This window comes from Streptomyces sp. LX-29 (assembly GCF_029541745.1).
Lineage (GTDB): Bacteria > Actinomycetota > Actinomycetes > Streptomycetales > Streptomycetaceae > Streptomyces.
In genome coordinates this window covers 7,595,011-7,620,787 of the sequence record NZ_CP089746.1, presented here as the reverse complement: position 1 = coordinate 7,620,787, position 25,777 = coordinate 7,595,011, and the positions used below count along the sequence as shown (strand labels likewise).

Genomic DNA, 25,777 nt, shown 5'->3' with positions numbered 1-25,777 from the left:
CCTAGGCCCGCTCGCGCAGCGCGCGGCGGAGGATCTTCCCGCCCGCGTTGCGCGGCAGTCGGTCGACGAACTCGTAGGCGGTGGGCGTCTTGTAGTCGGCGAGGTGCCCCTTGAGGAAGAGCACCAGCTCCCGCGCGGTGGGCCGCTGGCCGGGGCGGGGCACGATGTACGCGTGCACCGCCTCTCCGCGGACCTGGTGCTCCACGCCGACCACGGCGGCCTCGGCGACCGCGGGGTGCCGGCTCAGCGCCGCCTCGACCTCGGCCGGGTAGACGTTCTCCCCTCCGACCAGGATCACGTCCTTGATGCGGTCGCGGATGTAGACGTAGCCGTCCTCGTCGACATGGCCGGCGTCCCCGGTGTGCAGCCAGCCGTCGACGACCGTGCGCTCGGTCTCGCGGGGCCGGTTCCAGTAGCCGTCCATCACGGCCGGGGTGTCGATGCGCAGTTCGCCGATCCGACCGGGCGGCAGCGGGCTCCCGTCGGAGCCGACGGCCTGCACCGCCACCCCCGGATAGGGGCGCCCGGCGGCCCGCAGCCGGGGGTTGCCGGGGACGTGGTCGGCCGGGGGCAGGCAGACCGCGGAGGCACAGGTCTCGGTGAGCCCGTATATCTGCGCGAACTCGCAGCCCATCACCTCCAGACACTCCTTCAACAGCGGCTCGGGGATGGGCGAGCCGCCGTAGACCACCTTGCGCAGACCGGTGAAGTCGGCCGGGGTGGTGGCCGGTTCGGCGAGCAGGATCTGGAGCATGGAGGGGACCATCAGGGTGGTGGTGACGCCGCCGTCGCGGATCAGCCCCATGATCTGTTTCGCGTCGAAGCTGCGCGTCAGGACATTGGTGGCCCCGGCCCGGAAGCCCTGGAGGAACCACCAGGGCCCGCCGATGTGGTGGCCGGGCAGCACGCTCAGGCTCCGGTCGTCCTCGCGCCAGTCCAGCCAGTCCAGCCGGTGCCGGGCCAGCAGGTCGTTGACGGCCCAGAAACTGGCCTGGCTGAGCATCACGCCCTTGGGCGCCCCGGTGGTACCGCTGGTGTAGATCTGGGCCAGCGGACGGCCGGGGCTGGCGCCGGTGCCCGGGTCGGTGTCGGGCTGCTCGGCCTTCCAGGTGAGGAATCCGCTGCCGTGCGTCTCGGTGGCCTCCAGCGGGATCACCGTGCGCAGCCCGCCCAGCCGGGCCCGGATGCCCGCCACGGCGGGGAGGTGCTCCTCCTCGGTGAACAGCAGCTCGGCCCCGGAGTCACCCAGGATGTGCTCGATCTCGCCGGGGGTGAGTCGCGGGTCGGCCGGCACCAGCACGGCGCCGGTCTTGGCGCACGCCAGCAGCAGGTCGTAGTAGTGCTCGGAGTCCTTGCCCAGGTAGGCGATCCGGGCGCTGCGGGCGACCCCCTCGGCGAGCAGGGCGTGCGCGGTGCGGTTGCTGCGCAGTTGGAGCTCCCGGAAGGTGACCGTGACTCCCTCGCACTCGATGGCGATGCGGTCCGGCCGGGCCTCCGCGTGGTGGGCCGCGGTGGCGGCGATCGTGGGCAGCCGGGGCACGGCGGCGCTCCCGCCGCTCATCATCGGGCTCCTTCGGTCGCGGTGGTGGTGAGCAGGGTGTCGATGAACTCGGCGAGCTGGGCGACCGAGGGGTGGTCGAAGACGCTGGAGGCCGAGAGCGGGATGCGGAAGATCAGCTCCAGCGCGTTCTTCAGCTCGACGGCGGCCAGCGAGTCCAGGCCGACCTCGAAGAAGCGGGCGTCCGGCGGCACGTCGTCGGGCCCGTCGAAGTGCAGCAGATGGGCGATGACCTGGCGCACCACCAGGGTGACGGCCTCCTGCCGCTCCGCCCGGGGCCGCTCCAGCAGCGCGTCCAGGTCGACGTCGATGGCGGCGGGCCCGGAGACCCTGCCGACCTGGTGGTAGAGGGCGTTGGTCTGCGGGCGCGAGGCGGCGACCTGGTCCCAGTCGGCCTCGGCGATGGTCACCTGGGCCGGCGGGGCGTCGAAGAGCCGGAACAGCGCCCGGACGCCGGCGGTGGGCTTGAAGAAGCTGAAGCCCTGGTGCTCGATGTTGGCGATGTGCTGCTCGTCCATGCCGGCGGCCAGGCCGATCTCGCCCCAGGCACCCCAGTTGACGCTGGTGCCGGGGAGCCCGGCCGCGTGGCGGCGCACCAGCAGGGTGTCCAGGAAGGCGTTGCCGGCCGCGTAGTTGGCCTGGCCGCGCGAGCCCAGCACCGAGGTGACGGACGAGTAGCCGATGAAGAATCGCAGCTCGGGATGGGTGAGCGCGGCCTGGTGCAGCAGCCAGCTGCCGTAGACCTTGGCTCCGAAGACGGTGTCGATGCTCTCCCAGGTCTGCGCGGCCACCGGCGCGTCGGCGAGCACACCGGCCGCGTGGACGATGCCGCCCAGCGGCTGTGGGCGGGAGCGCAGCTCCTCGCTGATCCGGGCGACGTCCGCGGCGTCGGCGACATCGCCGGCCAGCGCCAGCACCTCGGTGGACGGGCCGAGCCGGGCGCGGAGGGCGGCGAGTTCCTCGGCGTGCGGGGTGCGCCGGCCCAGCAGGGCGAGGTGGCGGGCGCCGAGTCCGGCGAGGCGCTCGGCGACCAGCCGGCCCAGTGAGCCGAAACCGCCGGTGATCAGGTAGGTGTGGTCCGGGCTGATCTCGATCGGGGCCGCGGCGGGCGAGCGCTCCGCGCCGAAGCCGATCACGACCTTGCCGATGTTGGCGCCTCGGCTGAGCACCCCGAACGCCTCGTCGACCTCGTCCAGGGTGTACACGGTGACGGGCGGCGGGGTCAGCTCCCCGGTGGACACCAGCTCCACCACCGAGGCCAGGGTGGTCTCGGCCAGCCGCCGGGTCTGTTCCGCGGAGACGTCGCTGAAGTCGAGGTAGTCGATGTCCGCGCGGTGCCGGGAGACCTCGTCCGACGTCAGCAGGCCGACCTTGCCCAGCTCCACGAAGCGGCCGCCGTGGGCCACCGCGCGCAGGCATGCCTGGGCGAAGTCCTTGTTCAGCCCGCCGATGACGATGTCCACGCCGTTGCCGTCGGTGGCGTCCAGCACCTGGTCGACGAAGTCGAGGGAGTGGGAGTCCAGCACCTGGCGCACGCCCTGGGAGCGCAGCAACGGCCACTTGTCCGGGTGGGCGGTGGCGAAGACCTCGGCTCCAGCCCGCTGGGCGAGCTGGACCGCTGCCTGGCCGACGCCGCCGGCCGCCGAGTGGATCAGCACCCGCTCCCCGGGCCGGACGCGGGCCAGCTCGTGCAGCGCGTGATGGGCGACGAGGAAGGCGGTGGGCAGCGCCGCGGCCTCGGCGAAGCTCAGGTGGGCGGGCTTGCCGACCGCCTGCGCCGACTCCACGGTCACCTGTCCGCGCAGCGAGCCGAGGTGCGCGACGACGACCTCGTCGCCCACCTGGAAGGCGGCGTCGGGGCCGGCCGCGGTGACCACGCCCGCGCACTCCTGGCCGAGCGGCAGCTCCAGCGGCCCGGTGCCGGCCTCCTCGGCGAACTGCCGGTGCAGACCCAGGACGTTGAAGACGTCCTTGAAGTTCAGGCCCGCGGCGCGCACCCGGACCCGGATCCGGCTGCCCTCGGGGTCGGGCTGCTCCTGGAGCGGCACCGGGACCACGCCGCTGACCTGCCCGTACTCCTTGACGACCAGCTCGACGTCGGTGCGCGGGCCGCCCGTCTCGGCGTAGACCCGGCGCACATGGCGCAGCCCGGCGCGGTAGGCCACCTGGTAGTCGGTGGAGTCGTTGGCGGCCCACTCCTCCAGCAGCGCGGGGTAGCCGGAGCCGTCCTCGCCCGCGGCGGGCAGGTCGACCAGGGTGACCCGGTAGGTGGGGTACTCGGTCCACATCACATGGCCGAAGCCCCACAGGGTGGCGGCGGCCGGTGGCGCGTGTCCGGCCTCGCCCCCGGGCCGGTCGCCGGGCACCCACTGGCCGCCCTCGGTGATCAGCCACAGCCGCTGGTCGCGGCCGAAGCCGATCTCCTCCAGGGCGTCCCGCAGCTCCAGCACGTCGCGGTAGTTGCGCTCGCACTCCTCGCGCAGCTCCTCGCCGGGGCGGGCGGGCTGCCAGAACCAGCAGACGTCCGTGGGCCGGTCCCGGAGCTGTTCCACGGCCTCGGCGGTGGTGTCGACGACGGCCAGGGTGACGTCCCGCGCGGCGGCGGGCCCGGTGAGCGCGGTGAGGCCCTCCGGTCCGGGGCCGATCAGCAGGGCCCGGCGCGGTTCGGGGTCGGTGGTGCGCAGCGAGCGCTTGACCCATCGCACCTCGGAGTACATCCGGTCGCGGTCCGGGGCGGCGCCGGCCACCTGGCGCAGCGCCAGGCCCTCCAGGACGAAGACGGTGCGCTCGCCGTCGAGGATCAGCAGGTCGGCGGTGGGCGCGGGCGGCTCGTCCGGGCCGCCGGCGGTGTCGGCGTCCGCCTCGGGCACATGGAGCCGCAGGATGCTGCGGAGCTGTTCGCCGCGCGGCTTCTTCAGCAGCCGGCAGCGGGTGAAGCCGACCGGCATGGCGACGACCTCGCTGTCGCCGGCGAGCGCGGCGAGCGTCTGGAAGGCGCAGTCGAGGATGGCCGGCGGCAGGTGCTCGGCCGTGAGCGACGCGGGGCCGCGCAGCTCGCCGACGGCCAGGTCGGTGCCGTACGCATCGGCCCGGCGCAGTCCCTGGAAGGTCGGGCCGTAGTCGACGCCGAGCTCGGAGAAGTCCGCGTACAGGTCGTCGGCCTGGTGTCGGCGGTCGGGTTCGGCGCGCTGCCGGGTCAGTCCGCGCAGGATCTCGTCGGTCTCGGCGAGTTCCGGGGCGGGTCCGGTGCCGAGGGTGGCGGTGACATGGGTGCGCTCCAGGGCCGGGGCGTCGGGCTCCTCGCCGGGCACCAGGCTCACGATCTCCACCTCGGCGGTGCCGTCGGGCAGGGTCCGCAGCCGGGTGCGCAGCTCGACGGTGGTGTCCTCGGGGAGGAACAGCGCCTCGTGGATCCGGGCGTCGGTGACCGGCAGCCCGGTCTCGCCGTGCACGGCGTCCTGGAGGGCCAGCAGCATCTCGATGTAGCCGGCGCCGGGGAAGACGACCTTGCCCATCACCTTGTGGTCGGCGAGGTAGCCGGGCCGGTCGGCGGCGACGCGGGCGGCGAACTCGCGCACGCCGGCGGCGCGCTGGGCCTCGGCGGAGACCTCTCCGCCGAGCAGCGGGTGGCCGTCGGAGCCGCCGCGGGCGGCCGGGAGGGCGCCGGAGGGGGCCGGGAGCCAGTGCCGGCGGCGGTCGAAGGCGTAGGTGGGCAGGGTGATCCGGCGGCGGGTGCGGCCGCGGTGGTGTTCGGGCCAGTCGACGGGGGCGCCGGCGGTGTAGAGCTGGGCGAGGGTCTGCCGGGTGACGGTGGCGTCGGTGTCCTCCGGGTGGAGGCTGTTGAGCCACTGGTGGTCGGCCGCGTCCTCCAGACACTGTTTGCCCATGCCGATGAGTTCGGTGGCGGGGCCGGTCTCCAGGAAGACGTGGCGGCCGCGCTCGGCGATGGCCCGCATGCCGTCGGCGAACTTCACGGCGCCGCGCAGATGGCGGGCCCAGTAGTCGGGGGTGGCCAGCTCGGCCGGCTCGGCGATCTTCCCGGTCAGGTTGGAGACGAGGGTGAACTCGGGCTCGTGGAAGGTGAGTCCGGCGACCACCTCGCGCAGCGCCTCGGCGCCCTCGGCCATCAGCGGCGAGTGGGAGGCGCAGGAGACGGCGAGCCGCTTGGTCTTGATGTCCCGGGCGGCGAGGGCCTCCTCGACCTGGGTGAGCGACTCCTTGCCGCCGGAGAGCACGATCTGCCGGGTGCCGTTGACGGCGGCCACGGACAGGTCCTCGTACCGCTCCAGATAGGGGGCGACCTCGGAGACGGCGGCCTCGACGGCGGCCATCGCGCCGGGCGGCGAGGCGTCCATGAAGCGGGCGCGGGCGTCCATCAGGACGACGGCGTCCTCCAGGGTGAACAGCCCGGCGACGGTGGCCGCGACGATCTCGCCGACGCTGTGCCCGGCGAGCACGGAGGGCCGCACGCCCCAGGACAGCCACAGCTTCGCCACCGCGTACTCCAGCGCGAACAGGGCGGGCTGCATATAGCGGATCTGGTGGATGAGCTCGGCGTCCTCGGCGTCGCCGAGGATCATGTCCCGGATGGAGCGGCCCAGGTGCGGGGCGAAGAGCCGGTCACAGGCGTCGAGGTGCTCGCGGAACACCTCGAACCGCTCGTACAGCGGCCGGCCCATGCCCACGTACTGGGTGCCGCCGCCGGAGAAGAGGAAGGCCACCTTGGCCGGCCCGGCGGCGGGCGCGCCCTGCGCGGCCCGGGTCAGCCCGCGGTCCAGCAGTCGGGCGAGGTCGTCGTGGTCCCGGACCACGCCGGCCAGCCGCAGCGGGAAGTGGGCCCGCGCGGTGTTGGCGGAGTAGCACAGGTCGCCGACGTCGGTTTCGGGCTCGTCCCGCAGCAGCCGCTGGTAGCGCTGGATCTGACCGCGCAGCGCGGGCGCGGTCTTGGCGGACAGCGTGAAGAGGTGGGCGCCGTCGTCGTCCTGTCGCCGCGACTCCTCCGCGGGCCGCGGGGCCGGCTCCGGGGCCTGCTCCAGGACGACCGAGGCGATGACGCCGGTGAGGCCGAAGGAGTTGACCATGGCCCGTCGGGTCTCGGCCTTCCAGGGCTTCAGGGTGGTGGGCACCGCGACCGGTGCCGTGTCCCAGGCGATGCGGCTGGAGGGGGTGGTGAAGTTCAGGTGCGGGTAGATGGCGGCGTCCCGCAGTTGGAGGGCGGTCTTGACGAGACCGCCGATGCCGGCCGCGGACTCCATGTGGCCGACGTTGGTCTTCAGAGAGGCGACGGTCACCGGGTCCCGCGGGGTGTGCGACTCGCCGAAGACGGCGCTGATGGCGCCGATCTCGATGGGGTCGCCCAGCGGGGTGCCGGTGCCGTGGGCCTCGACGTACGAGATGTCGTGCGGCCGCAGCCCCGCGGACTCCAGGGCGACCCGGAGCAGCCCCTCCTGGGCGGTGCCGTTGGGAACCATCAGGGAGCTGCTCTCGCCGTCCTGGCCGATGGCCGAGCCTCGGATCAGGGCGTAGACGCGGTCGCCGGCGCGCTGGGCGTCGGAGAGCCGCTTGAGGATCAGGGCCGCGCCGCCCTCGCTGCGGCAGTAGCCGTTGGCGGACTCGTCGAAGGTCTTGCACTGCCCGTCGGGGGCGAGCATGTTCGACTGGCTGGCCATGATGTAGGGGCGCGGGCTGAGGATGGCGTTGACCCCACCGCACAGCGCGATGTCGGTCTCACCGTTGCGCAGACCCTGGGCGGCCAGGTGCACCGCGACCAGCGAGGCCGAACAGGCGGTGTCCACGGTCACGCAGGGGCCACGCCAGCCGAGGAAGTACGAGAGCCGGCCGGCGACCGCGCTCAGCGTGGCGCCGGTGGGCATGTAGCTGTTGAGTTCCAGGTTGGAGTAGCCGGCCATCTCGCCGGCGTAGTCGAAGTTGCTGACGGCCATGTACACGCCGCCGCGCCCGTGGCGCAGGGGCGTCGGGTCTATGCCCGCGTCCTCCAGCGCCTCCCAGCCGACTTCGAGCGCCAGCCGCTGCTGCGGGTCGACGAAGTCGGCCTCCTTCGGCGAGATGTTGTAGAACTTCGCGTCGAAGTGGTCGGGCTTGTCGATGAACCCGCCCTGCGCGCACCGGATGGTGCCCTTGGACTCGGGGTCGTCGGACTCCAGTCCGGGGTCCCAGCGGTCCGTGGGCAAGGGCCGCACACCGGACTGTCCGGTGCGCAGGAACTCGGCGAACTCCTCGGGGGTGTTGTTGCCGCCGGGGAGGCGCAGACCGATACCGACGATGGCGATGGGCTCGTCGATGGAAGAGGGCATGGCTCCTGCTCTGGGTCGGCTGGACGGGGTCACGCGGTGGGCACGGAGGACGGCTTGTGGTTGCGGATGGCCAGGCGGACCTTCCCGTTGCAGGCGGCGGTCTCGTCCTCGCCGTAGCGGACCTCGGTGTTCAGGATCAGCAGCGGTCCGTTGCCGCCGTCCCGCTCTTGGGCGCCGGTGAGGTCGAGCTGGCCCCAGAAGTCACCTGTGGTGATGGCACGCCGGAAGCTGGAGCGGAAGTCGACCAGGAACATGTCCTGGAGCTGCCGCTCCCAGAAGTCGTCCAGGGTCCAGTCGCTCAGGGCGTGGACCAGCCGCTCTTTGACCGACTTGGCGACGATGAAGTAGTACATCTGGTTGAAGCAGATGTTGAACTCCACCGAGTTGAAGTGGCCGGTGTCGTCGATGTAGCAGGACTCGGGGATGTGGAACCGGCCGCGGACGCTGACCTGTCCGCCCGCCTCACCCGGGTCGCCCTTGGCGATGGTGGTGACCGAGGTCAGATAGCGACAGTGCGGCTTGTAGACCCGCAACACCCGTTCCAGCAGTGCCTCGTCGTTCGGGAACTCCACATGGCCTCCTCAGCCGATTCCGGGGTAGAACTCGAACTCGTCGTGCACGGTCACCCGGAAGGAGACCGTGGGTTCGGGCTTGACGGTGTGCAGGGCCCGGTGCACCAGCGTGCGGTTGTCCCAGATCAGCATGTCGCCCTTGTCGAACCGCTGAAGGTGGACGTTCTCGTGCTGGCAGGTGGGGTCGGACTGGCCGACCGCCTCGAACAGCTCCTCCAGCAGGCCCTCCCGCAGCGGGTTGCCGGACTCGTCCTCCAGCCCGCAGGTGATGGCCTGGCTGAGGTAGAGCACCGACTCGCCGGTCACCGGGTGGGTGAAGACGGTGGGGTGCCGGGAGGCCGGGGTCTCCTCCTCGATCTCCGCGAGGATCTCGACGACCGGGCGGTAGACGTCGCTGGGCCGGATCTTGAAGTACCGGCGGACGCTGTTCTCACTGCGGGTGTTCTTGATCTCGGTCTTGAGCTCCTCCGGCAGCTTCTCGTAGGCCCGCGCCATGTCGATGAAGTACGTGCCGCGGTTGTGCTGCGGGACCACCTGCGGGTAGATCAGCGTCAGCCCGAACGGCCGCGGCATGAACGAGTAGTCGTGGTGCCAGAACTTCCCGGTCTGCGGCACGCCGACCTGCTGTCCGTCCTCCTTCACGTTGGAGGAGACGAAGATCTCCTTCTGCTCGGGGTGGTGGTACATCGGCTGGTAGTACGTCTCCACCTCGCCCAGCCGCCGGCCGAACGCCACATACTCGGCGGGCGTCAGGTGCTGGTTCTTCAGGACCACGATGCGGTGCCGGTAGACGAGCTGCTTGAGCGCCGTGAGATCCTCGGCGGGCGCGTTGAGCGCGTCGAGCTCGTCGACCGCCACGCCCATCCGGGCGCCTTCCTGCGGAATGGTGATCATCGGTCACCTTCATGGGGGTTGGGCAACAGAGTCGCCCTCAACCTAGGCAGCGCGTTGGTCACGATGACAGGACACCTGAAGCCTCTTAGGGGTCACCCTCACCAAGACAGGGGAGGTAGGGGTGGCCATCCCGGTACACCCCTACGGCATGTGCCGGACGCAAGGGAGCGGGGAGGTGTACGCAGGGCGGGTGCGGGGAAGGCGGGGCCGGCCGAACGGGCGGGCGGGCACACGACGGAGCGGGGCGTCGCCATGCGACGCCCCGCTCGGGGTTCCGGGCTCTGATTCCGTCGGCGCGGTGGGGCGCGGTCTACGCCGCGCGCCTCACTCGGCCACGTAGGTGCGGCGGCTCCACCGGAAGACCCGCAGCGTCCGGCCGGACCTCTCCAACCACTCCGCGGTGGGCGCGTAATGGTCGTAGTGGCTGCCACAGGGCAGCTTGAGGGTCTGCTCCAGGTCCTCCACTCGCACTATCCACTCGTTCTCGACGGCGGGGTCCGCCGAGAGGGCCGCGGGGCCGCCGCGAAGCACCGCGTTGCCGTCTTCATGGACATGGGCCATGGTCGCCTCACTTCCTTAGCCGCCGGCTCCCACTGTGGCCAGCGTCGCTCAGGAGAGGCTCAACCGACGCCGTAGCGCCGGTGGAGTGACCGGTCAGCGCACCGGGACGGGGAGGATGCGGCGCAGCGGGTCGTCCGGCAGCCGGCCGTGCCGCTTCCACTCCCGCGGATAGCCCACGGAGACCTCCTGGAACCGCACCCCGTCCTCCACGGTCACCCGGGGGATGTGCAGATGTCCGTAGACCACCGTCTCGGCGTTGAAGCGCTGGTGCCAGTCGGCGGTGAGCTCGGTGCCGCACCACAGCGCGAAGTCGGGGTAGCGCAGCACCCGGGTGGGGAGCCGGGTGAGCGGCCAGTGGTTGATGAGCACGGTCGGCAGCTCGGGGTCGCGGGCGGCCAGCCGGGCCTCGGTCTCCGCCACCCGGGCCCGGCACCAGGCGTCACGGGTGGGGTACGGGTCCGGGTGCAGGAAGTGCTCGTCGGTGCAGACCACGCCGACCTCGTGGGCGTGGGCCAGCGCCGCCTCCTTGGTGGTGATGCCGTCCAGCCGGAAGGTGTAGTCGTAGAGCAGGAAGAGCGGGGCGATGGTGAGCGGACCGCCGTTGCCCTCCCAGACCGGGTACGGGTCCTCGGGCGTGACGATGCCCTTGGACCGGCACATCTCCACCAGGTGCTCGTAGCGGGCGACGCCGCGCAGCTCCAGCGGGTCCTTGGGGTGGGTCCACAGCTCGTGGTTGCCCGGCGTCCAGATCACCTTGGCGAACCGCTCGCTGAGCAGGCCCAGCGCCCACTCGATGTCGGCGAAGACCTCGCCGACGTCGCCGGCGACGATCACCCAGTCCTCGTCGGAGCCCGGCCGCAGCCGCTCGACGATCGCCCGGTTCTCCTCATAGGCCACGTGCAGGTCACTGATGGCGAGTAGTTCGCCCCGGTGGGTGCCGCCCATTACTTCTCCTGTCGTACGGTGGCGATCATGGTGCGCTGACTCGCCAGTGCGGGCCGGTTGATCACTTGACCGGCTCTGGCGCTAGCCTCGCAGATGTGGTGGACAAACTGCCCGCGTCCTTCGAACGCGGGACGGACGGGCCGAAGGTCATCGTCGTCGGTGTGGACGGCTCGGACTCCTCCTGGCGCGCCGCCGCCTACGCCGCGGGGCTCGCCCGGCGGCAGCACGCCCTGCTCGCCGTCGTCTACGTACAGCCGCTGCTGACGGCGGGCGCGGCGCTGGGGGCGCCGGTGGCGGAGGCGACCGAGGGGGTGGCCGAGGAGCTGATGACCGAGATCAAGGCGTCGGTGGAGCGGCTGCGCGGCGTCTTCGAGGTGCGCTGGGAGTTCCACACCTTCGCCGGCGATCCGTACAACGGCCTGGTGACCGCCGCCGACGAGCTGAAGGCGGACGCCGTGGTGGTCGGCGCGTCCGAGCAGGCCGGGCACCGCATCGTGGGCTCGGTGGCGGTGCGGCTGGTCAAGGCGGGGCGCTGGCCGGTGACCGTGGTTCCCTAAGTCCACACCCGGCCGCGGGTGGCGGGTTACCCCTCGGGCGGCGTCCGGCTCGCGCGGTGGGGTGCGGTGCGGCACGGTGAGAGGGACCACCGAACCCTCGCACGGAACGCGGAGAGCGCCATGTCCCACCACACCTATCGGGTGACCGAGATCGTCGGCAGCTCCGAGCAAGGCGTCGACGACGCGATCCGCAACGGCCTGGCGCGGGCCGCCAAGACCCTGCGCAACCTGGACTGGTTCGAGGTCGGTCAGATCCGCGGCCATCTGGTGGACGGGAAGATCGGCCACTACCAGGTGGGTCTGAAGGTGGGGTTCCGACTGGAGGAGGCGGAGTCCTGAGCACCGCCCCCGCGATCCCGGGCGCGCGCCACCGCCCCCGGTATGCGGACGGCGCCCGGGGCGGCGGCCCACGGCCTCCGCGGCCGGACCGCGCCGACGCATCGTCATATCCCCCGCCCTCGCTGCCGCGCCCCTGACAACAGCAGCGTACGTGAGGCGCGTGCGGCACCACGAGTGATCTTCGTGACCCGCGCCGGCACACGGTGTGCCCGGGACGGGAACGGGCGCCCGCGCGGGCGTCGGGGCACGGGGGCGTCCCCGCCCTGTAGGGGCGTCCGCACCGTGCCCGGCACGCCGGGCGGGCATGGCCGCGGTGTCAGAGCGCCGTGAGGGAACGGGCCCACGGGCAGTGGAGCACCCTGAGGGGACGGGCCCGCGGGCGACGGAGCACCGCGGGAGGACGGGCCCGGGGGCGACGGAGCATCGCAAGGGAACGGGCGCGCGGGGGACGGAGCACGCGAGAGGACGGGCCCGCGGGCGTCAGAGCGCCGTGAGGGAACGGGCTCGCGGGCGTCGGAGCGCCGCGAGAGCACGGGCTCGCGGGCGACGGAGCATCGCAAGGGAACGAGCTCGCGGGGACGGAGCACCGCGCCGCGAGCGCCCGCGGGGCGTCGGAACACGGGCACCGCGTGAGCGGCCGAGGGAGTGTCAGAGCGCCGTGACGGGCGCGTCCCAGTCGATGCGGTGGCCGGTGAGCCAGTCGTCGGCGCCGTTCCCACCGCGCTCCAGCCGGCGCGGCGACAGCGCGTCGCGCAGCACGCGCTGGACCGGGCCCGGCGCCACCTGCCGGGCCATGGCGGCGCTGGTGGCCACCGCTCGCTCCACCCGCTCCCGGCGCAGCCCTTCGTACGCCGCCAACGCCCGCCCACGGTCCGGCAGATCGCGCAGACAGCGGGCGAGTTGCACCCCGTCCTCGATCGCCATCGACGCGCCCTGGGCGGCGTTGGGCGCGGCGGCGTGTGCGGCGTCCCCGATGATGACCATGGCGTCACGGGACCAGGTGGGCGTGGTGGCGAGATCGTAGGCGTTGCTGCCGACGATGGGGCCGTCGGTGGTGCGGACGAGGTCGGCGACCGGCGTGTCGTCGCCCGCGAAGAGCTCCGCGACGCGGTCCCGCCACTGCCGTGGGGTCGCGGTCGCGAGCTCCTCCCGCTTCAGCTCCGCCCCGGGAGCGTTGGCGAACCACCAGAGCTCGCCGTCCGGTGCGCGGGTGCAGCCGAAGAAGGCGCGCTTCCCATAGATCATGGTGTACCCGTCGATCAGGTCGGCGGGGAGCGCGGGGTCGGTCGCTCGGCGGTAGCCGCAGACGGTGTTCTGGCCCGTGTAGCGAGGCCGGGGCGCGGCGGCGTCGATGGTCTTCCGAAGGGCCGAGTGGACGCCGTCGGCCCCGATGAGCAGGTCTCCGCAGGCTCGTCCGCCGTCCGCGAAGGAGGCGACGGCACACCCGTCCGGGCCGGTGTGGGCGGCCACGAAGCGCTTGCCGTACTCGATCCGTATGCCGCGGCGTGCCGCCTCGGCGCGCAGCACACGGCACAGGGTGGCCCGTTTGAGCGTGCGTGGGCCCAGGGCGTCGTCGTCCGCCCCGGCGTGCCGCCGCGCGCCCGCGCCTGTGTCCGGGGCCGTGTCCGGGCCCGGCGTACGGGTCGAGTCCGGCGGGGCGGGGGCCGGGGCCGAGCCCGCGAGGGGCCTGGTGACGAGGCGCTTGCCGGTGGGGCTGACGAAGGTGACGGTCTCGGCGGGGAAGGAGGCGTCCCATACGGCTCGGTGGGCGTCGACGGCCCGGAGCGCGGCCAGGCCGTTGGCGAAGACGAGCAGGAACGCGCCGGTGTCGTCGGCCCCTTCGGTCTCGGGCCGCGCCTCGTAGACGACCGGGTCGAACCCGGCCTTGTGGAGCGCCAGCGCGGCCACCACGCCGGCGATGCCGCCACCGATGATCAGGGGTTGGGGGGTCATGGGGGGGTGCTCCCAGCAGTCGGAACCGGTCATGTGCCGGTCGGGCGGGGCAGGGGCAGGGGCAGGGGCAGGACCAGCGCTATCAGGGGCGGGCGGGCGACGTCCAGACCGCCCAGAGCGGAATCAGCGGCTCGGCACGGGTCAGTCGGGGTCCGGCTCGACGTAGACGATGACCTGCTGGTGGCGCAGCACATGACCGTGCCAGGCATAGCCGCGGCGGACGGTTTCCGCTATCGAGCCGACGGGACGGCCGTCGTCGGCGGGACGGACGCCGACGACGTGGTGGCGGGCCGGGTCGACGGGCCCCTCGTCGTGGACGTCGGCCACGTCGCAGGCGGACAGCAGCCGGGACAGCCGGCCGTCCAGCCAGCGCAGCGCGGCCGCGGCCTGGGCGGCGTCGGCGGGTGCGCCGCCCTCCTTGGTGAGTTCGGTGAGCCGGTCGGCTATGGCGAGCAGTTCCGACACCACCGGATGCGGGAGCTCCGCCTCCGCGCGCAGCATGCTCTGTTCGGCGCGCAGTTCGGCGGCCTCCGCGCGCAGCAGGGCGTTCTCCTCGCGTAGTCGCGCGGAAAACCGTTTGACCAGTGGATTCCATGCCATCGTCGTCTCCCCGTTGGCGATCCCCCTCGCGATCGCCGACGCCGCAGCCTCCGGGCGGAACAGAAAGTGGGGGATGCCCAGTGTGCCCGGACATACCCGACCCGTACAGCACATCGTCAGGGGTCCCCCGCCACCGCTTCCGGTGGCCGCGCGAGATACGGTCGTGACACGGCCGGTCGGGTGGGCGGCGTTCATCCGACGGGCCGTCAAGAACCTGTGACCTGAGGGGAAGGCCCATGACCAACCCGTTCGAGAACCCGGACGCGCTCTACCTCGTGCTCATCAACGACGAGGGCCAGCACTCGCTGTGGCCCTCCTTCGCGGAGGTGCCGGAGGGCTGGACCGTGGCCCTCGGGGAGAGCAGCCGTCAGGAGTGTCTGGAGCACATCGAGACGCAGTGGACCGACATGCGTCCCAAGAGCCTTGTCGCCGCGATGGACGGCGCGTCGTAGCACCCCGCCGGACCGGGCGCACGCCGTGGGCGCGTCTGCGGCGCGCGCTCCGGCCCGGTGGCCGGTCCTTGGACGGGCTCACCCGGCGAGCGGGCCCGCGCGGGGCGGCTCTGACAGCCCGCGCGGGGGCGGCCCGACAGCCCGAGCGAGGGCCCGGCTCCCCGCGCGAGCACCCGGCTGCCCTTGAGCCCGACGGCCCGCGCCACAGCCCGCGCGGTGCGGCCCGACGGCCCGAGCGAGGGCCCGGCTCCCCGCGCGAGCACCCGGCTGCCCTTGAGCCCGGGAGCCCGCGCGAGGGCACGGCCACGGGGCGCGAAGGCCCTACGGCGCGCGACGCCGCCGGGGCACGGACCGTGCCCCGGTGCCCAGCCGCCCACGGCGCGGGCGCCACAGCGCGAGCCTTGCGCGGCGCAGGTGGGGCGGGCTTCGGGCAGTAAAGGAACCAGACAGCACAGGAGCCGGGCGGCGCGCTCCCAGCAGGCGGGCTTCAGCAGGTGGTGGCCCAGCAGGCCACCCGGCGGACGACTCGGCGCCATCCGCCGCGGCCCTATGCCGAACGGCGCAGCAGAGCCGTGGCGATGGCGACCTGGGCCGGCTCCAGCGACGTCTTGCCGTCCTCGACGTCCCACAGCGCGTTCTGCAGCACCCGGCCGAGGGTCCAGCCGGTGGCCCGCTCCCGGTCGAGGCCGACGGCCTCGGTCAGCAGGTCGAAGCGGCGGAGCACCGCCCGCGCCACGTCGCCCGTCGCCGTCACCTCGTCCCACCGGTTGTCCAACGCCGGCAGCAGCTCGAACCCGGGATCACCGGCCAGCGGTTCGGGGTCGATGGCCAGCCAGGGCTCCCGCTCGCCGGCGAGGACGTTGTCGTAGTGCAGGTCCCAGTGCAGCAGGCGGTCGCCGGACTCACCGATCAGTTCGGCCACGGCCGACGCGCAGGTCCGCACCAGGCGCCGTTCGGCGGGGTCGCGCAGGGCGGGCACGGCCCGCGGGACCTCGTCGAGCATGGCGGCGGCGATGTCGGACAGCCGCCGCAGGCCGTCGGGGGCCGGTACCGAGGCCAGACGGGCCATCAGCGCGGCCAGGATCCGCATGGCGGCGGCGTCGTCGGTGACCGAGGACAGGGAGCGGGACCCGTCCAGCCGTTCCAGCAGTTGGGTGCCGCTGGCCTCGTCGTGGTCGAGCAGGCGCACCACGCCCTCGCCCCGCCACGCCCGCAGCCCGGCGGCGGCACCGGCGGTCTCCTCCCGGAGCTCCTGGAGCTTGAGCACGGCGGGAGTGCCGTCGGCCCGGAGCACCGGGAGGACGAGCGAGGCCATGCCGTACGCGGCCCTGCCGTCGAGTCGCAGCTCCCAGCGGTCGAGCAGGTCGGCTGCGAGTCGCGGCAGCGCGGTGACCCAGGCCCGCGCCTGGGGGTCGTGTGCGCCGTAGGACGCCGCGAAGGCGTCGGGTACGTCGATGGTGGTCGACGTGTTCATGGAAAGGTCTCCTTCGTGGGACGCGGATCGGTATGCGACGGACGAAGGAGTCACGGGGGTGCCCGGATGCCGGGCAGGCGTCAAAGCATGGCCTCAGCCTAATCGAACGCGATCACGTCAAGGGGGTGAATTCCACGGCGTCCGCGCAGCGGCTCACCTCCCACCTGGCCGGCACCCCACCGCGCGGCCGACCGCCCACCCCCGGCCGCCACACGCCTCGCGGTCTCCCTGGTCGGCCCACCTCTCTCACGTACCCGGAAGCTACTTCAGCAGGCGTGACAGTCGTCGGTCGGCCAGGGGCTTGCCGCCGGTCTGGCATGTGGGGCAGTACTGGAGCGCGGAGTCGCTGAAGGACACCTCGCGGATGGTGTCACCGCAGACCGGGCAGGGTTGGCCGGTCCGGCCGTGCACCCGGAGGCCGGTCTTCTTCTCCGCCTTCAGCTCCCCCGCCGCCAGACCGCGTGACCGTTCGACGGCGTCCCGCAGGGTGGTTCCCATCGCCTCGTAGAGGGTGGCCGTCTCCTCCGCGGTGAGGTCGTCGGCCAGGCGGTAGGGCGAGAGGCGAGCGGCGTGCAGGATCTCGTCGGAGTAGGCGTTGCCGATGCCCGCGATGACGGACTGGTCGCGCAACAGGCCCTTGATCCGGTGCCGTTGGCCGCGCAGCAGGGCGGCGAAGGCGGCGTAGTCGAAGGCGGCGTCGAGCGGGTCGGGGCCCAGGCGGGCGACGCCGGGGACGTCCCGCGGGTCGCGGACGCAGTAGACGGCGAGCCCCTTCTTCGTGCCGGCCTCGGTGAGGTCGAAGCCGGCTCCGGCCGCGCCCTCCCGCTCGACCAGCCGCACCCGCAGCGCCAGCGGCCCCTTGCCGGGGCGCGGCGGCTCCGGCGGGAGCTCGTCCCGCCAGCGCAGCCAGCCGGCGCGGGCGAGGTGCATCACCAGGTGGGGGCCGTCGCCGGTGGCGAGGTGCAGGAACTTTCCGTATCGCCCGGCGGCCGTGAGGGAGCGGCCCTCCAGCTCCGTCAGCGGCGGGTCGTACGTCTTGAGCACGCTGATCGCGACCGGGTACACCCGGGCGATCTCCCGGCCGACCGCGTGTTCGGCCACGTACCCGGCGAGTGCCTCGACCTCGGGCAGCTCCGGCATGTGACCAGTGTGCCGCAGCGCCCCCGCGTCCGCCCGATCACCCGCATACCACGCCCCGGCTGCGCCGATGGCCGAGGCTGACTACGGTGCGTGCATGGCCGACACCGCGCGGAGCGCGCAGGACGAGGCTGGTGAGCGGGGCGGACCGCAGTCCCGCCGTCGGCACCGCGCGGCCGGTCGCCGCACCCGGCGCACGGGCCGCGGCGGCGCACACGCCCCCGGTGCCGCGGGGGCCGCGGGTGGCACGGCCGGCGACCCGCGCCACGCCAGGCCCCGACCGCCAGGCGCCAGGCGTCGGCCGCCAGGCGCCGGGCCTCGGCCGCCGGGCGTGAGGCGTCGGCCGCCGGGCGTGAGGCGTCGGCCGCCGGGCGTGAGGCGTCGGCCGCCGGCCGGTCACGCCCGCCGCCGACCCCCGCCGGCGCCGGGGCCCGGAACCGGCCATGGTCCAGCGCGGTGCCTTCCCACGGCCTCCGGGCTGCTTCATCATCATCGGCCGTCAGCAGTCGGCGTCGGCGGAGAGGACAGACCATGGCCAGACTCCGAATGGGATCGGGCGTACTGCGCCAGAAACCGATCGACCACATCGAGGAGCCCGAGGGGGCCACGAGCGAGCGGCTGACCCGCACCCTGGGGCTGTGGCAGCTCACCGCCATCGGTGTCGGCGGCATCATCGGCGCCGGTATCTTCACGCTGGCGGGCGCGGTCGCCAACGGCACCGCAGGACCGGCGGTGCTCATCTCGTTCCTCATCGCCGGCGTGGCGAGCGCGGCGGCCGCCTTCAGCTACGCGGAGTTCGCCGGGCTCATCCCGAAGGCGGGCTCGGCCTACACCTACGGCTACGCGGTCCTCGGCGAGTTCGCGGGCTGGTTCATCGGCTGGGACCTGCTGCTGGAGTACACGGCGATCGTCGCGGTCGTCGCGATCGGCATCTCCGGCTACTTCTCGTTCCTGGTGGGCGAGATGGGCGCGGACCTGCCGGCCTGGATGCTGGGCGCGCCGGGCACCGGGCCGGGCCATCGGGTCGACCTCTTCGCCGTGATCCTGTGCCTGTTCGTGGCGTACCTGCTCAACCTGGGCATCAAGAGCGCGGCCCGGTTCGAGATGGTCGTGGTGGTGTTGAAGGTCGCGGTGGTGCTGCTGGTCATCGTGATCGGCTTCTTCCACATCAACACCGACAACTACACGCCGTTCTTCCCCTATGGCCTCGGCGGCGCGTTCACCGGCGCCGCGACCGTCTTCTTCGCGGTCTTCGGCTATGACGCGATGAGTACGGCGGCCGAGGAGTCCAAGGACGCGCAGCGGCACATGCCGAAGGCGATCCTGTACTCGCTGGGCATCTCGATGGTGCTGTACGTGCTGGCCTGCCTGGTGCTGACCGGCATGCAGAACTACACGGACATCGACCCGGAGAGCGGCTTCTCCAGCGCCTTCAAGGCGGTGGGGCTCAGCGGCGTCGCCGATGTGATCGCGGTGGGCGCGATCATCGGCATCCTCACCGTCATGTTCACCTTCATGCTGGGCGTCACCCGGGTCTGGTTCTCCATGAGCCGCGACGGCCTGCTGCCGCACTGGTTCGCCAAGACCCACCCGACCCGGCACGTACCCACCCGGGTCACCTGGATCGTCGGCTTCGCCTCGGCGGGCATCGCCGGCTTCGTCAAGATCGGCGAGGCGGCGGAGCTCACCAACATCGGCATCCTGCTGGCCTTCGTGGTGGTCTGCGTCTCCGTCATCATGCTGCGCTACCGACGGCCCGAGCTGCCACGCCAGTTCTACTGTCCGTGGATGCCGCTGGTGCCCCTGGTCGGGGTCGCCTCCTCCATCTGGCTGACCACCTACCTGGACTGGCGGACCTGGGTGCGGTTCGCCATCTGGTTCGCCATCGGCGCGGTCATCTACTTCGCCTACGGCTACCGGAAGTCGGAGCTGGCCAAGGAGGAGGCGGAGGCGCGCCGCCGCGCGATCCCCGGCGGCGAACTGTAGCGCCGCGCCGGCCCGTCGACACGGCCGGCGGGCCACACCTCCGGGGGACCTCGGCGGCTCCTCAGCGCTGCGGTCCGCGCACCGCCCCGGCCAGGTACGGGGCGGTGCGGCTCGCCGCGGCGCGGGCCACCGTGGCGGGCGGGCCGCTCACGACGACGCGGCCGCCCTCGTCCCCGCCGCCGGGGCCGAGGTCGATGACCCAGTCGGCGCCGGCGACCACCGCCATGTCGTGCTCGACCACCACCACGGAGTGGCCCGCGTCGACCAGACCGTGCAGCTGACGCAGCAGCAGCTCGGTGTCGGCCGGGTGCAGCCCGGTGGTGGGCTCGTCCAGCAGGTAGACGGTGTGGCCGCGTCGGGTGCGCTGGAGTTCGGTGGCGAGCTTGATGCGCTGTGCCTCGCCGCCGGACAGCTCGGTGGCGGGCTGCCCCAGCCGCAGATAGCCCAGCCCCACCTCGCGCAGGGCGCGCAGGCCGCGGGCGGCGGCCGGGACGTCGGCGAGGAAGTCGGCCGCGGCGTCGACCGTCATGCCCAGCACGTCGGCGATGGAGGCGCCTCGGTAGCCGACCTCGAGTGTCGCGGCGTTGTAGCGGGCGCCCCGGCAGTCCGCGCAGGGGGCGTATGTGCCGGGCAGGAAGAGCAGCTCCACGGCGACGAAGCCCTCGCCCTGACAGGTGTCGCAGCGGCCGCCGGCGACGTTGAAGGAGAACCGCCCGGCGTTGAAGCCCCGGGCGCGGGCCTCCTCGGTGCCGGCGAACAGCTTGCGCACGGCGTCGAAGAGGCCGGTGTAGGTGGCGAGGTTGGAGCGCGGGGTGCGGCCGATGGGCTTCTGGTCGACCCGTACCAGCCGGTCGACGGCGTCCAGGCCGCTGACGGCCCGCAGGTCGGCGAGGCCGGGGCGGGCGGCGGCGCCCGGCTGCTCCGGTTCCTCGGCCTCCGCTCCGGCCAGGCCCAGGTGTTCGGCGAGCGCGTCGGCGAGCACCTGGGAGATGAGGGTGGACTTGCCCGAGCCGGAGACCCCGGTGACGGCGGTGAACACGCCCAGCGGCACCTCGGCGTCGACGTCGCGCAGATTGTGCCGGGTCACGCCGTGCAGCCGCAGCCAGCCGGCCGGGGTGCGGGGCTCGCGTACGGCCCCTTCTTCCCCGTCCGGGAAGACGTAGCGGCGGGTGGCCGAGGCCGCGACGTCCGCCAGGCCGGGCACGGGCCCGCTGTAGAGGATCTCGCCGCCGAGCTCACCGGCGCGCGGGCCGACGTCGACGATCCAGTCGGCGCGCCGCACCACGTCCATGTGGTGCTCGACGACGAACAGCGAGTTCCCGGCGGCCTTGAGCCGGTCCAGGACGGTCAACAGGGCCGCGCTGTCGGCCGGGTGCAGCCCCGCCGAGGGCTCGTCCAGCACATAGACCACCCCGAACAGGCCGGAGCGCAACTGGGTGGCCAGCCGCAGGCGCTGGAGCTCGCCCGCGGAGAGGGTGGGCGTGGCGCGGTCCATGCTGAGATAGCCGAGCCCCAGCTCGGTCAGCACCTCGATGCGCGCGACGAGGTCGTGGGCGAGCGTCGCCGCGGTCTCGTCGGCGCCGTCGACGGCGGGGGCGAGCACACGCGCGAGCGCGGTCAGCGGCAGCGCGGCCAGCGCCGCGATGTCGTGTCCGGCGAAGGTGACGGCCAGCGCCTCGGCGCGCAGCCGCCGCCCCCGGCACACCGGGCAGGGCGCGCTCACCATGAACCGCCCCACCCGGGTGCGCAGCGTCTGGCTCTTGGAGTCCGCGAAGGTGTGCAGCACGTAGCGCCGGGCGCTCATGTAGGTGCCCTTGTAGGGGCGCTGGATGCGGTGGGCCTCGCGCTCGGGGTGGACGGTGACGACGGGCTGTTCGTCGGTGAAGAGGATCCACCGGCGGTCCTCCGGCGGCAGCTCGCGCCAGGGGACGTCGAGGTCGTACCCGAGCGCACCGAGGATGTCGCGGAGGTTCTTGCCCTGCCAGGCGCCGGGCCAGGCAGCGATGGCGCCCTGGCGGATGCTCAGCGACGGGTCGGGGACCAGGGACTCCTCGGTGACCTGGTGGATCGTGCCCAGCCCGTGGCACTCGGGGCAGGCGCCGGCCGCGGTGTTCGGCGAGAAGGCGTCGGAGTCCAGCCGGCCGGTACTGCCCGGCGGGTAGGTGCCGGCCCGCGAGAACAGCATCCGCAGCGAGTTCGACAGGGTGGTGACGGTGCCGACGGAGGAACGCGAGGTGGGCGCGGAGCGCCGCTGCTCCAGCGCCACCGCCGGCGGCAGCCCGGTGACCTCCGCCACCTTGGGCGCCTCGGTCTGGTGGATCAGCCGGCGGGCGTACGGCGAGACGGACTCCAGATAGCGCCGCTGCGCCTCCGCGTAGAGGGTGCCGAAGGCCAGCGAGGACTTCCCGGAGCCCGACACGCCGGTGAAGACGACGAGCGCGTCGCGCGGAACGTCCACGTCGACGGAGCGCAGATTGTGCACACGGGCACCGCGGACGCGGACGAACGGGTCATGAGGTGCGTGAGGTGCCATTCTGGCGATCCTAAGTGATCGGAAGGGTGCCTCGGCGAGCGCGGTGGAGCGCCTCGGCGAGCGTGGGCGCTCGTCTCGCGAGCGTGGGCGCTCGTCTCGGCGAGCGTGGGCGATCGCGTCCACGAGCGGCGTCGATCGCCTCAGCGGGGGTGAGGGATCGCCCCGGTGACCGCGGTCGCTCGTCTCGGCGACGTGGTCGATCACCTCGGCGACGTGGTCGATCACCTCCGCGAGCGTGGTCGATCGCCTCGGCGAACGTGATGGACCGCCTTCGTGGGTGCGTTGGAGCGCCTGGTCTGGCGTGGTGGAGCGACTCGGCGATCGGACCGGCCGCCCCGCCGATCGCATCCGGCCGCCGGCCGGTCGCGTCCGGTCGCACCAGCGGCATCTTCCTGGCGACATCGCCGCGGCGGCGTCGCCTCGGCGGTCGGAGCCGCCTGTCCCGATGCGGGGCGGCGGGCACCCCACGCGGGTAGCCTGCGCTGTGGCGGTGGCCCCGCACCGTCCGGCCGCGCTGTCCCGCTCGCATCGTCCCGAGGAGACCGATGACCGATCAGCACGTCCTGACCTGGGCGGTCACCGAGAGCGGCGGATACGAGACGGCGTGGGTCACCCTCTCCGGCACCGGGCTGCGGGCCCGCGGCCGGGTGCTGGGATTGCGGCCGAGACCGTACTGGATGACGTACGAGCTGGAGACCGGGCAGGGCTATGTGACGCGCCGGCTCCAGGTGACCGCCGAGACCCCCTCCGCCACCCACCGGCTGGACCTGCGCCGCGACGGCGGGACCTGGACGGCCGACGGCAAGCCGCTGCCCGAGGTGGCCGGTGCCCTCGACTGCGACCTGGGGCTGTCCCCGCTGACCAATGCCATGCCGACGCTCCGCCACCAGCTGCACACCGGGCCCGGCCGCCGTGACTTCCTGATGGCCTGGGTGTCGGTGCCCGACCTCACGGTCCGGCCGTCGGCGCAGACCTACGAGCACATCAGCCTGACCGCGCGGGGCGCCCGCATCCGCTACACCTCCGGCGACTTCAGCAGCGACATCGAGTTCAGCCGCGACGGGCTGGTGCTGACCTATCCGGGCATCGGGCACCTGCTGCGCGCGGACTGAGCCCGTCCGGCAGCCGTCACCAGCGCGGCGGTGAACGGGTGCCGGGGCGCGGCCAGCACCTCCCGGGTCGGGCCGCTCTCCACGACCTCGCCGCCGTCCAGCACCACGACGCGTCCGCCGAGCGCCGCCGCGTCCAGATCGTGGGTGATGAGCAGCAGCGCCATTCCCCGCCGTTCGCGCGGCAGGGCGGCGAGCAGGTCGAGGACGTCCCGCCGGGTGACCGGGTCGAGCCCGGACGTGACCTCGTCGCAGATCAGGACGCGGGGCCGGGCCAGCAACGCGCGGGCCAGCGCGGCCCGCTGGAGCTCGCCGCCGGACAGCGCGCCCGGGCGCCGCCGGACCAGCTCCGCGGCGAGTCCCGTCCCGCGCAGGGTCTCCAGCGCCTCCGCCGTCGCCTCGTCCGCGCCGAGGCCGCGCAGCCGCACCGCCGTGCGGGCCACCTGGTCCAGCACCGCGCGGTGCCCGTCGAACGCGGCGTGCGCGTCCTGGAACACGTACTGCACGGCGGCGAGCTGATCGCGGCTCCGGTCCCGCAGACTCCGCGGCAGCGCCACGCCGTCGAGCAGCACCTCCCCCGCGTACTCCCGGTGCAGCCCCGCCACGCACCGCGCGAGCGTCGTCTTGCCGCTTCCCGAGCGCCCGACCACGGCCAGGCACTCCCCCGCCCGCACGGACAGCGCGGCGTCCCGGAGAACGACGGCCGAGCCATGTCTGGCGGTGAGGGAACAGACCCGGAGCAGGGGCGCGGCCGACTCGGGGCGCGCGGGATCATCCAGCCCAGCGGGCTCGGCGGGCTCGACCGGCCCGGGACGAACAGCCGCGTCCGACCCGGCGGGCTCGACCCGCTCAAGACGAACAACCGCCCCCGACCCGGCAGGCTCGACCCGCTCAGGGCGCACCAGGGCGGTCAGCCCAGCGGGCTCGGCCGGCGCACGGCGAGCAGGGGCGTCCGGTCCGATGGCCGCCGCCGGCTCGGGGCGGGCGGCGGCGGACAGGAAGGTGCGGGTCCAGGCGTGGCGCGGGGCACGCCACAGCCGCTCGGCCGGGCCGGACTCCACCACGTGCCCGTCCTTCATCACCAGGACCTCGTCGGCGAGTTCCCGCACCGCCTCCAGGTCGTGGCTGAGCAGCAGCACCGCGATGCCCCGGTCCGCGAGCGCGGCCAGCTCCGCCACGACGCGCCGCTTGGTCAGCGCGTCCTGTCCGGTGGTCGGCTCGTCGGCGACCACGAGGCGCGCGCCCGACAGCAGGGCATGCGCGATGACGACGCGCTGCTGCTGGCCGCCCGAGAGCTGGTGCGGGTGGCGCCGGACCAGTTCGGCGCCGTCCGGCAACTGGGCGAGGGCCAGCGCGTCCAGCACCCGCTCCCGCGCCGCGGCCCGCCGCGCGCGCCGGGGCCCCTCCGCCGTCCGCGCGCGGGCGATGTCGAAGAGCAGGGCCCCGACGCGGCGCGCCGGGTTGAGTACGGAGGCCGGGTGTTGCGGCACATAGCCGACCAGGCCACGCCCCGGCCCACGCACCCGTCCCGTCACCCGCGCGGTCTCGGGGTACTCCCCGAGCAGGGCGCGGCCGGTGGTCGTCTTGCCGCTGCCGGAGGCGCCGACGAGGGCGGTGATCCGACCGGGCATGAGGCGGAGGGAGACGCCGTCGACGATCGCGCGGCCGTCGACCTCGACGCGCAGGTCCTCGACCTCCGCCACCGGCTGCCGCGCGGCGGTCACCGAGGCCGTGCCCTCCCGCACCGCCGCCGCGGGAGGTGTCGGGGGATCCGGTATCGCGTCGTCCGCTGTGGGGTTCACCGGCGCGGCTCCTTTCGCTTCTCGCTTCGGCGACCGCCGTCGAGGGCGGCGTCGAAGAGCAGGTTGGTGCCCGTCGACAGGGCCACGATCAGCAGCGCGGGCACGACGACCGCCCAGGGTTGGACGAAGAGGCCGGTGCGGTTGCGGTCGACCATGACCGCCCAGTCGGCGGCGTCGGGGGCGACGCCCACGCCCAGAAAGGCGGCCGTGGCGACGAGGTAGAGCACGCCGGTGAGGCGTACGCCGGCATCCGCGGCGAGAGTGCGCAGCAGGGAGCGGCCGACGAAGCCGAAGGCGATCCGCCACCGGCTCTCGCCCTGCATGCGCAGCGCCTCCACGGCGGGGCTGGCGGCCGCCTGCGCCGCCGCGGCCCGGACGATACGGGCCGCGTCGGGGATGTTGACCAGCGCGACCAGCAGCGCGAGGCCGGCCGCCCCCGGTTCGCTGACGGCGGCCACCAACAGGACCACCAGCAGGGACGGCACCGCGAGCAGCACGTCCAGCGGTCGCATCAGCGACTCCTCCAGCCAGGACCGGTGGGTGAGCGCGGCGCCCAGGCCGAGCGGCAGCGCCACCGCGTAGGCCAGCGCGGTGGCCGCGAGGGCGACCAGCACCACGGACTCCCCGCCGAGCAGCACCTGTCGCCAGACGTCGCGGCCCACGAAGTCGGTGCCCAGCCAGTGGCCGCCGCCGAGGGTGAAGGAGGCCGCACGCGGCCCCGGGGCGCCGGCGAACAGCGGCCCCAGCAGGGCGAGCAGCAGGGGTACGCTCACCAGGACGGCGCCGAGCGCATAGCGGCCGGGCCGCGCCGCGCGGGAGCCGGAGCCGGAGCCGGCAGGACCCGACCATCGCGGGCCGAACCGGGTCGACATCCGCGACGCGCGGGTGTCCGGTCGGGGGCCGGGCGACGAGGAGCCCGACACGCCGGTGTCGGGGGCGGCCGGCGGGGGGTGCGACACGCCAGTGCCGGCGGCCACCGACGAGGTGTCCG

General features: G+C 73.6%; 18 protein-coding genes. 5 read left to right on the top strand and 13 right to left on the bottom strand.

Annotation, left to right across the window (positions count from 1 at the left end):
• Position 1 precedes the first annotated feature (1 nt).
• From LRS74_RS31410 to LRS74_RS31385, 6 genes are all read right to left on the bottom strand, one after another.
• Positions 2–1,561, bottom strand: a complete 1,560-nt coding sequence (locus LRS74_RS31410; RefSeq protein WP_277744183.1) for a long-chain-fatty-acid--CoA ligase — start codon at positions 1,559–1,561, stop codon at positions 2–4.
• Positions 1,561–7,872 (bottom strand): type I polyketide synthase, encoded by a 6,312-nt coding sequence (locus tag LRS74_RS31405; RefSeq protein WP_277744182.1) that lies wholly within the window; start codon positions 7,870–7,872, stop codon positions 1,561–1,563. The genes LRS74_RS31410 and LRS74_RS31405 overlap by 1 nt, the downstream gene beginning before the upstream one ends.
• A gap of 29 nt (positions 7,873–7,901) precedes the next feature.
• On the bottom strand, positions 7,902–8,444 hold the full coding sequence (locus LRS74_RS31400) for an FcoT family thioesterase (RefSeq protein ID WP_277744181.1): 543 nt from the start codon (positions 8,442–8,444) through the stop codon (positions 7,902–7,904).
• Positions 8,445–8,453: 9 nt separating this feature from the next.
• Positions 8,454–9,308 carry a TauD/TfdA family dioxygenase gene (locus tag LRS74_RS31395; protein ID WP_277745017.1) on the bottom strand — a complete coding sequence of 285 codons (855 nt, stop codon included), beginning with the start codon at positions 9,306–9,308 and terminating at the stop codon, positions 8,454–8,456.
• 354 nt (positions 9,309–9,662) lie between these two features.
• Positions 9,663–9,899 (bottom strand): DUF5988 family protein, encoded by a 237-nt coding sequence (locus LRS74_RS31390; protein ID WP_144385970.1) that lies wholly within the window; start codon positions 9,897–9,899, stop codon positions 9,663–9,665.
• A gap of 93 nt (positions 9,900–9,992) precedes the next feature.
• The gene (locus LRS74_RS31385) at positions 9,993–10,844 is read right to left on the bottom strand and encodes a metallophosphoesterase (protein ID WP_277744180.1); all 852 of its coding nucleotides are present in this window, start codon (positions 10,842–10,844) and stop codon (positions 9,993–9,995) included.
• Between the two features lie 95 nt (positions 10,845–10,939).
• Here LRS74_RS31385 and LRS74_RS31380 point away from each other — a divergent pair, with 95 nt between their 5' ends.
• Both LRS74_RS31380 and LRS74_RS31375 read left to right on the top strand, forming a co-directional pair.
• On the top strand, positions 10,940–11,401 hold the full coding sequence (locus tag LRS74_RS31380) for a universal stress protein (RefSeq protein ID WP_277744179.1): 462 nt from the start codon (positions 10,940–10,942) through the stop codon (positions 11,399–11,401).
• A gap of 120 nt (positions 11,402–11,521) precedes the next feature.
• Positions 11,522–11,740, top strand: coding sequence for a dodecin (locus LRS74_RS31375; RefSeq protein ID WP_277744178.1), 219 nt, complete (start codon positions 11,522–11,524; stop codon positions 11,738–11,740).
• Positions 11,741–12,388: 648 nt separating this feature from the next.
• On the opposite strand, the gene LRS74_RS31370 is transcribed toward LRS74_RS31375, so the two are convergent.
• Both LRS74_RS31370 and grpE read right to left on the bottom strand, forming a co-directional pair.
• Positions 12,389–13,693: an FAD-dependent monooxygenase gene (locus tag LRS74_RS31370; protein ID WP_277744177.1), complete on the bottom strand. Its 1,305-nt coding sequence runs from the start codon at positions 13,691–13,693 to the stop codon at positions 12,389–12,391.
• Between the two features lie 141 nt (positions 13,694–13,834).
• A complete protein-coding gene (gene grpE, locus LRS74_RS31365) occupies positions 13,835–14,293 on the bottom strand; it encodes a nucleotide exchange factor GrpE (RefSeq protein ID WP_277744176.1) in 459 nt (152 codons plus the stop codon).
• Between the two features lie 236 nt (positions 14,294–14,529).
• On the opposite strand from grpE, the gene LRS74_RS31360 reads away from it, so the two are divergent.
• Positions 14,530–14,745, top strand: a complete 216-nt coding sequence (locus LRS74_RS31360; protein WP_277744175.1) for an MbtH family protein — start codon at positions 14,530–14,532, stop codon at positions 14,743–14,745.
• Positions 14,746–15,292: 547 nt separating this feature from the next.
• Here LRS74_RS31360 and LRS74_RS31355 read toward each other — a convergent pair.
• Both LRS74_RS31355 and LRS74_RS31350 read right to left on the bottom strand, forming a co-directional pair.
• Positions 15,293–16,219 (bottom strand): aminoglycoside phosphotransferase family protein, encoded by a 927-nt coding sequence (locus LRS74_RS31355; protein ID WP_277744173.1) that lies wholly within the window; start codon positions 16,217–16,219, stop codon positions 15,293–15,295.
• 261 nt (positions 16,220–16,480) lie between these two features.
• Positions 16,481–17,359, bottom strand: a complete 879-nt coding sequence (locus LRS74_RS31350; RefSeq protein ID WP_277744172.1) for a DNA-formamidopyrimidine glycosylase family protein — start codon at positions 17,357–17,359, stop codon at positions 16,481–16,483.
• A gap of 528 nt (positions 17,360–17,887) precedes the next feature.
• Between LRS74_RS31350 and LRS74_RS31345 the strand changes: the two genes are divergently transcribed.
• Positions 17,888–19,342: an amino acid permease gene (locus LRS74_RS31345; protein WP_277744171.1), complete on the top strand. Its 1,455-nt coding sequence runs from the start codon at positions 17,888–17,890 to the stop codon at positions 19,340–19,342.
• Positions 19,343–19,403: 61 nt separating this feature from the next.
• Here the strand turns inward: LRS74_RS31345 and LRS74_RS31340 are convergent, their stop codons facing one another.
• Complete coding sequence (locus LRS74_RS31340; protein ID WP_277744170.1) at positions 19,404–21,875, bottom strand: excinuclease ABC subunit UvrA; 2,472 nt, start codon at positions 21,873–21,875, stop codon at positions 19,404–19,406.
• A gap of 545 nt (positions 21,876–22,420) precedes the next feature.
• Here LRS74_RS31340 and LRS74_RS31335 point away from each other — a divergent pair.
• Complete coding sequence (locus LRS74_RS31335) at positions 22,421–22,987, top strand: putative glycolipid-binding domain-containing protein (protein ID WP_277744169.1); 567 nt, start codon at positions 22,421–22,423, stop codon at positions 22,985–22,987.
• Here LRS74_RS31335 and LRS74_RS31330 read toward each other — a convergent pair.
• Together LRS74_RS31330 and LRS74_RS31325 are read right to left on the bottom strand one after the other, a co-directional pair.
• The gene (locus tag LRS74_RS31330; RefSeq protein WP_277745016.1) at positions 22,951–24,687 is read right to left on the bottom strand and encodes an ATP-binding cassette domain-containing protein; all 1,737 of its coding nucleotides are present in this window, start codon (positions 24,685–24,687) and stop codon (positions 22,951–22,953) included. The two genes, LRS74_RS31335 and LRS74_RS31330, sit on opposite strands and share 37 nt — an antisense overlap.
• Positions 24,688–24,782: 95 nt before the next feature.
• A complete protein-coding gene (locus tag LRS74_RS31325) occupies positions 24,783–25,763 on the bottom strand; it encodes an ABC transporter permease subunit (RefSeq protein WP_277744168.1) in 981 nt (326 codons plus the stop codon).
• Positions 25,764–25,777: the final 14 nt, after the last annotated feature.

Excerpts from the sequence above, each read along its gene's own strand:
- LRS74_RS31410 (WP_277744183.1), bottom strand. The coding sequence starts at position 1,561 with ATGAGCGGCGGGAGCGCCGCCGTGCCCCGGCTGCCCACGATCGCCGCC.
- LRS74_RS31405 (WP_277744182.1), bottom strand. The coding sequence starts at position 7,872 with ATGCCCTCTTCCATCGACGAGCCCATCGCCATCGTCGGTATCGGTCTG.
- LRS74_RS31395 (WP_277745017.1), bottom strand. The coding sequence starts at position 9,308 with ATGGGCGTGGCGGTCGACGAGCTCGACGCGCTCAACGCGCCCGCCGAG.
- LRS74_RS31390 (WP_144385970.1), bottom strand. The coding sequence starts at position 9,899 with ATGGCCCATGTCCATGAAGACGGCAACGCGGTGCTTCGCGGCGGCCCC.
- LRS74_RS31385 (WP_277744180.1), bottom strand. The coding sequence starts at position 10,844 with ATGGGCGGCACCCACCGGGGCGAACTACTCGCCATCAGTGACCTGCAC.
- LRS74_RS31375 (WP_277744178.1), top strand. The coding sequence starts at position 11,522 with ATGTCCCACCACACCTATCGGGTGACCGAGATCGTCGGCAGCTCCGAG.
- LRS74_RS31370 (WP_277744177.1), bottom strand. The coding sequence starts at position 13,693 with ATGACCCCCCAACCCCTGATCATCGGTGGCGGCATCGCCGGCGTGGTG.
- grpE (WP_277744176.1), bottom strand. The coding sequence starts at position 14,293 with ATGGCATGGAATCCACTGGTCAAACGGTTTTCCGCGCGACTACGCGAG.
- LRS74_RS31360 (WP_277744175.1), top strand. The coding sequence starts at position 14,530 with ATGACCAACCCGTTCGAGAACCCGGACGCGCTCTACCTCGTGCTCATC.
- LRS74_RS31355 (WP_277744173.1), bottom strand. The coding sequence starts at position 16,219 with ATGAACACGTCGACCACCATCGACGTACCCGACGCCTTCGCGGCGTCC.
- LRS74_RS31350 (WP_277744172.1), bottom strand. The coding sequence starts at position 17,359 with ATGCCGGAGCTGCCCGAGGTCGAGGCACTCGCCGGGTACGTGGCCGAA.
- LRS74_RS31345 (WP_277744171.1), top strand. The coding sequence starts at position 17,888 with ATGGCCAGACTCCGAATGGGATCGGGCGTACTGCGCCAGAAACCGATC.
- LRS74_RS31340 (WP_277744170.1), bottom strand. The coding sequence starts at position 21,875 with ATGGCACCTCACGCACCTCATGACCCGTTCGTCCGCGTCCGCGGTGCC.
- LRS74_RS31335 (WP_277744169.1), top strand. The coding sequence starts at position 22,421 with ATGACCGATCAGCACGTCCTGACCTGGGCGGTCACCGAGAGCGGCGGA.